The organism is Photorhabdus sp. S10-54 (assembly GCF_963878145.1).
Lineage (GTDB): Bacteria > Pseudomonadota > Gammaproteobacteria > Enterobacterales > Enterobacteriaceae > Photorhabdus > Photorhabdus kayaii.
On sequence record NZ_CAWNXG010000004.1, the window covers coordinates 129061 to 142156 of the forward strand.

10 protein-coding genes are annotated in these 13096 nt (G+C 44.4%); 4 read left to right on the forward strand and 6 right to left on the reverse strand.

Annotated elements, in window-relative coordinates:
• Positions 1-310: 310 nt before the first annotated feature.
• The 5 genes from glnB to AACQ83_RS03725 all read right to left on the reverse strand — a co-directional run bounded on the left by glnB (position 311) and on the right by AACQ83_RS03725 (position 5976).
• The gene (gene glnB, locus AACQ83_RS03705) at positions 311-649 is read right to left on the reverse strand and encodes a nitrogen regulatory protein P-II (protein ID WP_011147501.1); all 339 of its coding nucleotides are present in this window, start codon (positions 647-649) and stop codon (positions 311-313) included.
• Positions 650-664: 15 nt separating this feature from the next.
• Positions 665-2287: an NAD+ synthase gene (locus AACQ83_RS03710; protein ID WP_112876348.1), complete on the reverse strand. Its 1623-nt coding sequence runs from the start codon at positions 2285-2287 to the stop codon at positions 665-667.
• Between the two features lie 66 nt (positions 2288-2353).
• Positions 2354-3691, reverse strand: a complete 1338-nt coding sequence (gene glrR, locus AACQ83_RS03715; protein ID WP_112876349.1) for a two-component system response regulator GlrR — start codon at positions 3689-3691, stop codon at positions 2354-2356.
• The gene (qseG, locus tag AACQ83_RS03720; RefSeq protein ID WP_240000683.1) at positions 3688-4533 is read right to left on the reverse strand and encodes a two-component system QseEF-associated lipoprotein QseG; all 846 of its coding nucleotides are present in this window, start codon (positions 4531-4533) and stop codon (positions 3688-3690) included. Before qseG ends, glrR begins: the two co-directional genes overlap by 4 nt.
• A 3-nt stretch (positions 4534-4536) precedes the next feature.
• On the reverse strand, positions 4537-5976 hold the full coding sequence (locus tag AACQ83_RS03725; RefSeq protein WP_192880975.1) for a sensor histidine kinase: 1440 nt from the start codon (positions 5974-5976) through the stop codon (positions 4537-4539).
• 791 nt (positions 5977-6767) lie between these two features.
• Here AACQ83_RS03725 and AACQ83_RS03730 point away from each other — a divergent pair.
• From AACQ83_RS03730 to AACQ83_RS03745, 4 genes are all read left to right on the forward strand, one after another.
• Positions 6768-6953, forward strand: a complete 186-nt coding sequence (locus AACQ83_RS03730) for a hypothetical protein (protein WP_192880972.1) — start codon at positions 6768-6770, stop codon at positions 6951-6953.
• 127 nt (positions 6954-7080) lie between these two features.
• A complete protein-coding gene (locus AACQ83_RS03735; RefSeq protein ID WP_112876350.1) occupies positions 7081-7680 on the forward strand; it encodes a short chain dehydrogenase in 600 nt (199 codons plus the stop codon).
• 390 nt (positions 7681-8070) lie between these two features.
• Complete coding sequence (locus AACQ83_RS03740; RefSeq protein ID WP_112876351.1) at positions 8071-8367, forward strand: type II toxin-antitoxin system MqsR family toxin; 297 nt, start codon at positions 8071-8073, stop codon at positions 8365-8367.
• Between the two features lie 15 nt (positions 8368-8382).
• The gene (locus AACQ83_RS03745) at positions 8383-8784 is read left to right on the forward strand and encodes a type II toxin-antitoxin system MqsA family antitoxin (RefSeq protein WP_046397899.1); all 402 of its coding nucleotides are present in this window, start codon (positions 8383-8385) and stop codon (positions 8782-8784) included.
• A gap of 199 nt (positions 8785-8983) precedes the next feature.
• On the opposite strand, the gene purL is transcribed toward AACQ83_RS03745, so the two are convergent.
• Positions 8984-12871 carry a phosphoribosylformylglycinamidine synthase gene (gene purL / locus AACQ83_RS03750; RefSeq protein WP_112876352.1) on the reverse strand — a complete coding sequence of 1296 codons (3888 nt, stop codon included), beginning with the start codon at positions 12869-12871 and terminating at the stop codon, positions 8984-8986.
• Between the last annotated feature and the right edge of the window lie 225 nt (positions 12872-13096).

Sequence of the window (13096 nt, forward strand, 5' to 3'; positions counted from 1 at the left end):
AAGATAAATTTATTTATCAAAACGGCATACGGCCACCTTAAGAACAATTAATTTATACTGTATTTTCAAATAATTATTTAATTAACCACATCACTGGTTATTGCTGATTAATATATTTATCTAATATTTATATTATATTGACAGGGTCCTTACTACATTCTCAATATTTTCTATATTAACCAATATGTTGATTCTATATGCAAATATCCTATTTTGCTTTAACAATTAATTATCGAAAACTCCGGCGATTTTTATCGAGGGTGACCATAGATTTTATCCACCTATCACCACCCTAAAAATTTAAATTGGACTAAATCGCCTCTTCGTCCTGCTCACCAGTACGGATACGCACAACACGCGCCACGTCGAATACAAATATTTTACCATCACCGATTTTCCCGGTCTGCGCCGTCTGCATAATGGTTTCAACACAGGTATCGACAATATCATCTGGCACGACAATTTCTATTTTCACTTTTGGCAGAAAATCCACCATATATTCCGCACCGCGATACAGCTCGGTATGCCCTTTCTGGCGCCCAAAACCTTTTACCTCGGTTACCGTCATTCCGGTGATACCCACTTCCGCCAGAGCTTCACGCACATCATCCAGCTTGAAAGGTTTGATAATCGCATCAATCTTTTTCATGAAGTTTTCCTGTTGTTACCAATTTTTACGGCCGAAACCAGAGGTAATCGGGTAACGTCTGTCTTTACCAAAATTACGGTGCGTAATACGCGGACCCACCGGAGCCTGACGACGTTTATATTCGTTGATATCAACCAAACGAACAACTTTACGTACAATCTGCTCATCAAACCCCGCTGCCACCAGCTCATCAACCGACTTATCCTGTTCCACATAACCTTCCAGAATATCATCCAGAATGTCATAAGGCGGTAAACTGTCCTGATCAAGCTGCCCAGGCGCCAATTCTGCCGATGGCGGACGATCAATGACTCTTTGAGGTATCGCTGGCGAAACGGTATTACGATATTTTGCTAATTCAAATACCAATGTTTTCGGTACATCTTTCAGCGCATTAAAACCACCCGCCATATCACCATATAATGTGGAATATCCCACCGCTGATTCACTCTTATTACTGGTCGTTAGCACGAGACGATGGCGTTTATTAGACATCGCCATCAGAATAACGGCACGACAACGCGCCTGTAAATTCTCTTCGGTGGTATCTTTGACCGTACCCGCAAATAGAGGTTCGAATTGTGCCATAAATGCATCAAACATCGGTTCGATCGACACGACATTAAACTCAACACCCAACATGTCAGCTTGTTCTTTAGCATCCTCTATACTCATTTCAGATGTATAGCGAAATGGCATCATAACAGCCTGAACATGATCTTTACCCAATGCATCAACAGCAATTGCCAACGTTAAGCCAGAGTCAATCCCCCCGGATAAGCCTAACAACACGCCTTGAAAGCCATTTTTGCGAACGTAATCATGTACTGAAAGGACTAATGCCTGATATACCTGCTGCAATGGCGGTAATTCGGGTGCCGGATTAACCATAGGTTCAATCCCTAATTCATTAAAGCGGCATTGTTGGATTTGTTCATTAAATGCGGCTAACCGATGAGTCATTTCACCACTTGCATTAAAAACTTTAGAACAGCCATCGAAAATCAGCTCATCCTGACCACCAACCTGATTAAGATAAATCATGGGTAAATCTGTACGTTGGCAATGTTCTCTAATCAGTTCATAACGGATATAAGGTTTTTCTCGATTATATGGAGAAGCGTTGATAGAAAGAACTAAGTCTGCACCAGCCTGTTTCAAAGCATCAATCGGCTCATCAAACCATAAATCTTCACAAATCAATAAGCCGAGATTGTAACCCCTAAATGGCACAACACAGCTTTGATTGCCCGCTTTAAAATAGCGTTTCTCATCGAAAACACCATAATTGGGTAACCGTTGCTTGAAATAACGGGCCAAGATCTCCCCTTGCCAGAATAAGGAAAGTGCGTTGTAAATCTCCCCGTCCTGCTCCCAAGGATGACCAACTAAAATAGCCGTTTGACAACTGGCCGCCTGTAAACGTGCTAATTGCTCACGGCAACGCTGATGAAAATCAGCCCGGAATAATAGATCTTCTGGGGAATAACCGGATATCGCCAGTTCAGAAAACATCACCAAATCAGCACCTTGGTGCTGTTGTTCCTGTACTGTCTGCAACATACGTTCACAGTTGCCTTCAATGTCGCCAATCATCCAATTAAGCTGTGCAAGGGCAATATTAAGAGTACGGCTCATACAATTTGGCTCTCCCAAGCCACCAATTTTTATGCCAGTGTAAAAACTTCCTGAGCAGCAGAGAAGTTATTCTTTAAAATCATTCGCATCTAACTCATGACGCGCCAGTAATTTGTAGAATTCAGTCCGGTTACGCCCCGCCATACGCGCCGCATGAGTCACATTACCTTTGGTCATTTGCAGTAATTTACGCAGATAATTCAGTTCAAACTGATTTCTGGCTTCTACAAAAGTGGGTAACGCTGTATTTTCCCCTTCCAGGGCCTGCATAACCAAGGCTTCACTAATAACCGGCGCAGTAGTCAGCGCAACACACTGTTCGATCACATTAACAAGCTGACGCACATTGCCAGGCCAACTTGCCGCCATCAGGCATTTCATCGCATCAACTGAAAAACTACGGACAAAAGGTTTATGACGCTTCGCTGATTCACGCAACAGATGATTCGCCAATAAAGGAATATCTTCAACCCGGCCATTCAAAGCTGGAATTTTCAAGTTCACCACATTTAGGCGGTAATAGAGATCTTCGCGAAACTCATTTTTTGCCATAGCCTTCGGTAAATCACGGTGAGTCGCTGAGATAATCCGTACATCAATATCCAGATCACGGTTACTTCCGAGCGGGCGTATTTTACGTTCCTGCAATACGCGCAATAATTTAACCTGCAAAGCCAGTGGCATATCACCGATTTCATCAAGAAACAGGGTTCCCTCCTGTGCAGCAAGGAATAACCCTTCACGGCTGCTGACCGCACCGGTAAATGCGCCTTTAGCATGACCAAACAGTTCTGACTCAAGGAGTTGTTCCGGCAAAGCACCACAGTTAATCGCGATAAATGGCTTTTTCGCCCGTGGACTGGCGCGGTGAATTGCCTGGGCTAGCACTTCCTTCCCCGTACCACTCTGACCGTTTATCAGTACACTGACATCAGATTGGGCAACCATTCGCGCCTGCTCCAACAAGCGCAACATAGCAGGACTGCGGGTAACTATCTGCTCCCGCCACTGTTCATCACTGGCAGGCGTGGATAACGCCAATGCGCCATCAATCGCTTTATAAAGCGCATCCCGATCAACTGGTTTAGTCAGAAAACTAAAGACACCCTGTTGAGTGGCCGCTACTGCCTCTGGAATTGAGCCATGAGCCGTCAGAATGATAACTGGCATACCCGGTTGTTGCTTCTGGATTTCAGCGAACAGTGCCATACCATCCATTTCATCCATACGCAGGTCACTGATCACCAAATCGATTTTTTCTTTAGTTAACAATCTCAACGCTTCACCGCCACTTTCTGCGGTTGTGACACGAAAGCCTTCACTGGTAAGACGCATTCCCAACAATTTCAACAAACCAGGATCATCATCAACCAGAAGAAGATGGGCTGGTTTACGCGCTGTCATGGTGCTGCTCCTTTATCTGATTCAGAGGTACTGTTTGGCGTACTATTTTTGTTAGGTAATGCCGTCGTTTCTGGCGTTTCAACATGTTTATCCAAATTGCCTGAGCCAGCACTCCCCTGATTTTGTTTACGGGAAGAGAGCTGACGTTCAATATCTGTCAGATTTTCCAGTTTACGAGAAGTTTGCTGTAGCTCAAATTCCAACCGTGCACGACTTTCACGCAGACGATCAAGTTTATTATCCGTATCTGCCTGTAATTTTTGGAATTTTGCCCGCTCCTCAGCCACTGCAATTTGCTGAACCTGCTGCTCACGCCATAACTGTAATAACGGTCGCAACGGATCTGGGAATTTCAACCTGTATTTGTTGAAGTTTTCAATCATCTTCCGACGCTCAGACAATGTAGGCCCGGCACTGTTAAGTAAGATACTTTGTTTAAAAGCCATATCCCAAGTAACCGGAAGCGTGTATTTCGCCATATTACGTGCTTTCGCTGATGTCAGGCGATCTGAACAATCCATCAGTCGCAGCCAGTAAAGCGCATTCTCAATCGATGGCGGCGTCTCTAAATCCCACATTAACTCACACTCGGCAATACGGTAATCCGTTACCCGTTGCTCTGGTATTACCATTTGAGTAACTGTCGCTAAATTATTATTAACCGGATTTTTAACGCAACCCGCCAATAAAAAAACAACGAAGATCAGCAGAATCATGCTAAAACCCCAAACTGAAACTCGTGGTAATAACAATCTGGCAACCAATACGTTTTTCCCAAGTTGTACTGCAATATTCTGCCGATCCGTCTTTCGTACAAAACGGTAAGTAGACCTGTTATGCATTATTTATTCATTCTCAGCAGCTAATGGCAATTTAATACGAAAACATACGTCAGCAAATTCGCTCTGAATCAATATCAGTTCGCCCTCCATACGCTTAATACAATCCTGCGCAATACTTAGCCCAAGACCACTGCCTTTCACTGCACCTTTACGCTGGAGCGTTCCCTGATAGAACGGTTCAAAAATCATACTGCGTTCTGATTCAGGGATTGGCGTACCTGTATTAGCAACATTAATTTGAACATATTCGCCAATCTGACGACTTGAAACCCAGATGTTACCGGATTCGGCACCATAGTGCACCGCATTAGAGTAGAGATTATCAATAACCCGCATTAATAGTGTAGGCTCTGCCCATAAAATATCAGTATCAAGCTGGATTTCCGTCTGAATATTTTTCGATCTTGCGGGTAAACTGTGTGATAAAACTACCTCATTAACAATTTCCCGCAGAGAAACCTGCTGTTGCTCCGTCGGACCATCTGCCAGTTTACGGTTATAATCCAGTAATTGCTCGATCAATTGCTGTAAATGTTTACTACTATTATCAAGAATAGCAACCACTTCTTGCTGATCAGCCGTTAATGGCCCTGCCACTTCATCAGCCAGTAATTCTGTCCCTTCCCGCATACTTGCCAGCGGTGTTTTCAGTTCATGAGAAATATGACGTAAAAACTCATGGCGCTGTGATTCCAACCAAGCCAAGCGTTCACTGAGCCAGATAATCCGTTGCGCCAAAGAGCGGAGTTCTCGCGGCCCCTGAAAAGAATCTATGCGAACGCCTAATGATTGCCCTTCTCCCAATCGGTTAATCATGCGTTCAATCCCTTTAACCGGCCCGATAATCATGCGAGTAAATAACGCGACCAATAACGCACTCAGTAGAAATAAAATGAGACTCTGCCAGCCAAAAAATTGCCCTTTTTCAGCAATATCTCTCTGTAACTGTTCTCCTCGGCTGAAAATAACATCACGGGTAGCCTGTACCATCTGGCTATTAGCATTGGAGAATTGCTCAAGTAATTGAGCGGCAGGTTGGGTAGGTTCACTATTGAGACAAGCGATTTTTGTTAACTGCGACAGCAAATCGTTAAGCGTCTTAATATACTGTTGATCATCAAGTATAACCATCTGATCTTTCAGCATCTTAAGGTATTGCTGATATTGCCTTTGGTAGAGGTTTTTCAGCGTTTTATCCCCTAACACGCAATACTGGCGGTAACTGCGTTCCATCTCCAACGCAATACCTGTCATAGCCTCACTGCGGCGGGCATCCGCTAGCGTGGTACGGTTTATATCAGCCGCTTGCTCACTGAGTTGATCAAGACTCTGATAAGCCTGATAAGCCAAAACCAACAACGGCAATAACACCAGCCAGAAAGCCATGACAACTAATTGGCGCAATGAGCGCGGAAATAAACGCCATTTTTTCAAGGAAATCATCTCGTAACCTGTCAGTACACTCATGCTAACCGACAAAAGGCTGATAGAAAAACCCATCGGTTGATAAATTTTGCTGTGACTGAAAATCAGTGTAAGACGCAAACAGTACAAAGGGGCAGGTAAACACCTAGGCGATGACGGCGGAATAATAGTTTTTGCTACTATCCCGCCAGTGAGGATAACGCATGCCCGCTGTTTATCTACAACAGTCAGACATAGGTTGGTGCCTCACTCCACGTGTCGCCCGATGTTTGATAAGGCTCGAAAGCGATATCACTGAGTTGGACGGTAGGCACCTTACTCTGGCATCATTCGATGGTTTATGTGGCATCTCTCCACCTAAATGTGGGCCGACATAAGAAGTTGAATGAGCAACTGTGCCAACTTAATGCATATTCTATGCCAATATTAAAATTTTAATTATAACTAGCTGTTTTTACTTTATAAAAAATTAAACGTAACGTTTCAGCAACCTAACAGCTTATTTTCCGGTATGAGTAAAATTTATTTTTTGTCGCCAATTAAAGACACCTAAAATCATGAAAATAAAAATAGATTAAAATCAAACAATTAAATGTCTCCTTTTTGAGACACCCATAACACCTGTTTGTCGGGTAATTGAGACAATGGAGCAATTGGGCATCTAAACGCCTAGGAATTCACTGATATAAGACTTTCACATCTGAATCACTAGCACTGATATCATGTCAATGGTCTATATATCTGGCCTTTATCAGCCAATGATGTACCATCGTAGATAGAAGCAAATAGGTCTCCATTCGGAGGAAAATATGTGTCAAACCCAAAACGAGGAACCGCTATATATGGTTCAAGATCTGACTCAATTTGAGATGCAGCAAGAACAAATAGCCTTGCTATGCCTACTTTCTCTTGCTGAAAAAAATATAAAATCGGGACGAGTAGTATCCCCTGATGAACTACGAAATAGCCTACGGAATTTAATCAACAATGACTGACAAAAAGGTGTGCAATTTCTGCTCACCCTTTTTCGCATCAGTTCAGCATATTCGAGTTAAAAGTAATATTCATCATGCAACGATGTAGTCACAAAAATTTCATTAATGTAGAAAAGGGTAAATAGAAATGAAAGTTATTGTTATTGGAGCAAGCGGTACAATAGGAAAAGCAATCTCGGAAGAATTAGAAAAAAATCACGAAGTCATTCGTGCTGGAAGGAATGGTTTAGATGTTATAGTCGATATCACTTCCGTTGATAGTATTAAGCGTATGTATGAAAAAATTGGAAAAGTTGATGCCGTAGTCAGTGCAACAGGTAGCGCGCATTTTGGATCAATTTCAGAATTAACTCCAGAGTTAAACGAAATAGGAATAAACAGTAAACTTAAAGGCCAAATTAACCTAGTACTGTTAGGAATGGACTATATTAACGATGGCGGAAGTTTTACTTTAACAACTGGAATTATAATGGACGACCCTATCCTACAAGGAGCATCAGCAGCTATGGCAAATGGTGGTGTCAAGGCATTTGTAAAATGTGCAGCAATTGAAATGCCAAGGGGAATTCGCATAAACAGCGTTAGCCCTAATGTCTTACAGGAATCATTAGATAAATACAGTGAGTTTTTCCCAGGTTTTAACGCTGTTCCTGCAAGCCGTGTAGCTCTTGCTTTTAGGAAACGTGTCGACGGAGCTCAAACCGGACAAAACTACGAAGTTTATTAATTCAGAAAAAAGAATATAAATAACGTTTCATAATTCTGCTACACATGGCTTTCTTCAACTCATTATTATATACCCTATGGATTTCAAGATGCATCGCGACGGCAAGGGAGCGAATCCCCGGGAGCATAGAGAACTATGTGACCGGGGTGAGTGAGTGCAGCCAACAAAGAGGCAACTTGAAAGATGACGGGTATAGATAAAATTATGAGTAGTATAAGATATAGCACTATTTTGGAATCTTATTTTATAAGTCTAAAAGACTTCTATATTAAGCGCTCCGATAAAGATTGATGGGGGGCTCTATCTCTAAACCTTTGATATAACGCTAATACTTACCACTAAGATCAAATTATTGCATTATACTAACCAACTAGGTTAATATCCGCTCATATGGAAAAACGAACCCCACATTGTAAGTTATCAGTGGTCAAGGCCATGATTGAAGCTGGAAAGGTACGTACCACACATGCAGCGCGAGTCGGTGCGAATGAGTTGGGGCTTGAGTTCTCCGATATGTTGGCCGTGGTGATGGCGCTCACTCCAGCAGACTTCTACAAGAGTATGACTACTTATTCTGATCACACTGTCTGGCAAGACGTGTACCGACCAAGTATACAGGCAGGCGACGTGTATCTGAAACTGACGGTCATTGATGACGTGCTGATCGTGTCCTTCAAAGAGTTATAAATAGGAGCTATGAACATGAAATGCCCTGTTTGCGGTGCAGCGGAACTTATCCATGACACCCGCGATCTGCCCTATACTTACAAGGGCGAAACCACAATCATTTCTGCGGTAACAGGCGACTTCTGCCCTGCCTGCGCCGAATCTATTTTGGATGCTGCGGAATCAGAACGCGTCATGTGCGAAATGCGGACATTCTCGAAGCAAGTCAACGCGGCCATAGTCGATCCCAAGTTCATTGCCAGAGTACGTAAGAAGCTCGCGCTTGATCAGCGGGAAGCTTCTGAAATCTTCGGCGGCGGCATCAATGCTTTCTCGCGCTATGAAAACGGCAAAACCAAGCCATCTTTAGCTTTAGTGAAGTTGCTTAAAGTGTTGGATCGTCACCCCGATTTACTCTCTGAGGTCAGGATGATGTGATTCTTTCTATTCGTTCTATTGGACTCCAACCCCTTAATTAATAGGTCTATCACCAAGCCATCCAAACATAGCCATTTATACCTCTGGATGGAATGCTAAAACAAATAAAAAAATGGCTTCAATTGTGATCTCATGTCAGTTACGAAACAAAGAATCTCAATGAAGCCAATCTATACTATCGCCTAAAAAAACCGCCTGATTACCCTAACTGCTTACGAGCATTACGGAAAATTCGCATCCACGGGCCATCTTCGCTCCACTCCTCTGGATGCCACGAATTATTCACCGTGCGAGATACCCTTTCTGGATGAGGCATCATAACAGTTGCCCGGCCATCAAGGCTGGTAACTGCGGTAATGCCATTCACTGAACCATTTGGGTTAGCCGGATAGTTTTCCGTAACCTGCCCATAGTTATTCACATAACGCAGCGCCACTAACCGGCTGCTTTCAAGCATCTCAAGATGCTGTCTATCTCGGAATTCCACTTGCCCTTCCCCATGAGAAACCGCAATCGGCATACGAGAACCTACCATATCTTGCAAGAACAGTGACGGGCTGTCAGCCACTTCCACTAAACTGAATCGTGCTTCAAAGCGCTCTGAACAGTTACGTACAAAACGCGGCCAATGTTCTGCACCCGGGATCAACTCCCGCAAGTTAGACATCATCTGGCAACCATTACAAACACCAAGCGCCAATGTATCAGGTTGTGCAAAGAAAGCAGCAAATTCATCACGAACACGCTCATTGAACAGTATTGATTTCGCCCAACCTTCACCTGCCCCCAACACGTCACCATACGAGAAGCCACCACAGGCAACCAGTGTCTGGAATTGGCTCAATCCAATACGTCCAGACAACAAATCACTCATATGAACATCAATCGCCTCGAAACCAGCTCGGTGGAACGCCGCAGCCATTTCAACATGGGAGTTAACGCCCTGTTCACGCAATACAGCCACCTTCGGCCTTACCTGCTGCAAAATGTAAGGCGCGGCAATATCTTCTGAAATATCAAAGGTCAGTTTTACATTCAATCCAGGGTCCTGATTATCCTGTTTAGCCTGATGTTCCTGATCTGCACACGCCGGGTTATCGCGCAGACGCTGCATTTGCCATGTGGTTTCTGCCCACCATAAGCGCAAGGTACTGCGATTCTGGCGATAGACTTCAGTGTTGCCACTAAAGATAACAAAATCATTACCTGCTTTGGCTTTACCCAGATAATGCACGCAATCGGCCAGACCATGTTCTGCCAAAACGCTTTCAACTAACCCTCTATCCGATGCTCGAATCTGAACCACAGCGCCCAACTCTTCTGTAAAGAGCGCCGCCAGAATATCTTCATCAAACACACTGATATCAGCTTCAATGCCACAATGGCCGGCAAAAGCCATTTCAGCCAACGTGACCAGTAAACCACCATCAGAGCGGTCGTGATAAGCCAGTAATTTTTGTTCCGAAATCAGTTGCTGAATCGCATTGAAGAAACCCGCCAATTGTTCAGCACTACGTACATCTGCGGGTTTATTACCCAGTTGACGGTAAACTTGTGCCAATGCGGTACCGCCCAGCGTGTTCTTTCCTTGCCCCAGATCGATTAATAACAATGCATTATCTTCATCAGTGGAAAGCTCAGGAGTGACTGTACGGCGAACATCTTCCACTCTGGCAAAAGCGGTAATCACCAGTGACAAAGGCGCCGTCATCTCACGCTCCTCACCTTGGTCATGCCAACGGGTTTTCATCGACATGGAGTCTTTACCCACCGGAATTGTCAGCCCTAGCACAGGGCACAACTCCTCACCCACCGCTTTAACCGCCGCATACAAACCGGCATCCTCACCAGGGTGACCCGCAGCAGACATCCAGTTAGCTGAAAGTTTAATGCGTTTTAAGTCCTGGACATAAGCAGAAGCGATATTGGTCAGAGCTTCACCGACCGCCATTCGGGCAGAAGCAGCAAAATCCAGCAAAGCGACCGGCGCACGTTCACCCATGGACATCGCTTCGCCATAGTAGCTATCAAGGCTAGCGGTGGTAACAGCGCAGTCCGCAACTGGGATTTGCCATGGACCCACCATTTGATCACGAGCAACCATGCCAGTGACAGAGCGATCGCCTATCGTGATCAGGAAGGTTTTTTCTGCCACAGCCGGCAAATGCATAATGCGTTTAACAGCTTCTGTCAGATCGATATCCCGACGCTCAAGGCTTTCACCCCTCGCTTTTAATGTACTGACATTACGCAACATTTTTGGCGTTTTACCTAGCAGTACATCCAAAGGCATATCGATTGGCTGATTATCAAAATGTTCATCATTAAGCAGTAAATGACGTTCCTCTGTTGCCTCACCGATAATGGCGTAAGGTGCACGCTCTCGTCGACAAATCTCCTCAAACAGCGGAAGTTGTTCCGGCGCAACAGCCAATACGTAACGCTCTTGTGATTCGTTACACCAGACTTCCAGCGGGCTCATTCCCGGCTCATCATTAAGAATTCTGCGTAACTCAAATCGTCCACCGCGACCACCATCACTGACTAACTCAGGCATCGCATTGGAAAGCCCACCAGCACCCACATCATGAATAAACAGAATCGGGTTGTTTTCGCCTAACTGCCAACAGCGATCGATCACCTCCTGACAACGGCGCTCCATTTCCGGGTTATCGCGTTGTACCGAAGCAAAATCCAGATCAGCATCGGATTGCCCCGATGCCATAGAAGATGCGGCCCCTCCACCTAAACCAATGTTCATGGACGGGCCACCAAGCACAATCAGTTTTGCGCCAACAGAAATTTCACCCTTTTTGACATGTTCATCTCGGATATTACCGATCCCGCCTGCCAGCATGATCGGCTTGTGATAACCACGTAATTCGCTGCCGTTATGACTGTTGACTTTTTCTTCATAGGTACGGAAATAACCCAATAACGCCGGACGACCAAATTCATTATTAAACGCCGCGCCACCTAAAGGGCCTTCTATCATGATATCCAGAGCACTAACGATACGCTCCGGTTTACCGAAATCCTCTTCCCACGGCTGTTCAAAACCCGGTATCCGCAAATTGGATACCGAAAATCCCACCAGACCCGCTTTTGGCTTAGCCCCACGACCGGTCGCCCCTTCGTCGCGGATTTCACCACCAGAACCTGTCGATGCGCCCGGCCAAGGAGAAATTGCAGTCGGGTGATTATGCGTTTCCACTTTCATCAGAATATGAGCCTGCTCCTGATGGTAATCATATGAACCATTTTCCGCACGGGCAAAGAAACGGCCAACAGAAGATCCCTCCATCACAGCGGCATTATCTTTATAGGCTGACAGGACATAATCAGGAGTCTGCTCATAGGTGTTTTTAATCATTTTGAACAGCGATTTTGGCTGCGTCTGACCATCAATAATCCAATCAGCATTAAAGATTTTATGACGGCAATGTTCTGAGTTAGCCTGAGCAAACATATAAAGTTCAACATCTGTTGGATTGCGCCCTAATTTCTGGAAAGCATCCATCAGATAATCAATTTCATCCGGGGCCAGCGCCAATCCAAGTTCAATATTGGCAGTTTCTAACGCACTGCGTCCTGCTTGCAGAATATCAATGCGTTTTAACGAAACGGGTTGCTGACGAGAAAATAATTTCTCCGCCTGTTCCAATTGAGTAAAGACCGTTTCCATCATCCGATCATGCAGCAGTGATGACAATATTTGCCACTGTGCACCACTCATTTCATCGCTCTGGATATAATAAGCCAGGCCACGCTCCAGACGCACAACCTGGGACAGGCCACAATTGTGAGCAATATCGGTTGCTTTGGAAGACCAAGGGGAAATCGTTCCCGGGCGAGGTGTGACTAACAGCAATGTACCTTGGGGTTCATGTTCAGCCAGCGAAGGTCCATATTTTAGTAATTGTTGTAACTTTGCTGAATCAACATCACTCAAAGATGCATTAATCTCTGCAAAATGAACATATTCCGCATAAATATCATTGACCGGAAGTTGCTGTTCTTGGCACACAGAAAGGAGTTTAGTGATACGAAATGCAGATAAAGCAGGTGAACCACGTAGAATTTTCATAGTAATCAATTCTCTCATCTTAGAAGCAAAGCTTAATAGATGCCTAAGGGGAAATGAGGCCATTATAGAGGATTGTAACCCATGACGAAACCGTTTGCGTGACGATTATTACAGCCAATTATCCTATCGCCAAATCATGCAAATAGTATCAATTAGGTTGCACAGCCCGTTTTTGTTCCGCAAAATGCTCAATCACTGGAAATTTAACCATAACAATATAGCGCG

What these genes read in the sequence shown, in the direction of transcription:
- glnB (WP_011147501.1), bottom strand. Translation starts at nt 649, where the DNA reads ATGAAAAAGATTGATGCGATTATCAAACCTTTCAAGCTGGATGATGTG.
- AACQ83_RS03710 (WP_112876348.1), bottom strand. Translation starts at nt 2,287, where the DNA reads ATGAGCCGTACTCTTAATATTGCCCTTGCACAGCTTAATTGGATGATT.
- glrR (WP_112876349.1), bottom strand. Translation starts at nt 3,691, where the DNA reads ATGACAGCGCGTAAACCAGCCCATCTTCTTCTGGTTGATGATGATCCT.
- qseG (WP_240000683.1), bottom strand. Translation starts at nt 4,533, where the DNA reads ATGCATAACAGGTCTACTTACCGTTTTGTACGAAAGACGGATCGGCAG.
- AACQ83_RS03725 (WP_192880975.1), bottom strand. Translation starts at nt 5,976, where the DNA reads ATGATTTCCTTGAAAAAATGGCGTTTATTTCCGCGCTCATTGCGCCAA.
- AACQ83_RS03730 (WP_192880972.1), top strand. Translation starts at nt 6,768, where the DNA reads ATGTGTCAAACCCAAAACGAGGAACCGCTATATATGGTTCAAGATCTG.
- AACQ83_RS03735 (WP_112876350.1), top strand. Translation starts at nt 7,081, where the DNA reads ATGAAAGTTATTGTTATTGGAGCAAGCGGTACAATAGGAAAAGCAATC.
- AACQ83_RS03740 (WP_112876351.1), top strand. Translation starts at nt 8,071, where the DNA reads ATGGAAAAACGAACCCCACATTGTAAGTTATCAGTGGTCAAGGCCATG.
- AACQ83_RS03745 (WP_046397899.1), top strand. Translation starts at nt 8,383, where the DNA reads ATGAAATGCCCTGTTTGCGGTGCAGCGGAACTTATCCATGACACCCGC.
- purL (WP_112876352.1), bottom strand. Translation starts at nt 12,871, where the DNA reads ATGAAAATTCTACGTGGTTCACCTGCTTTATCTGCATTTCGTATCACT.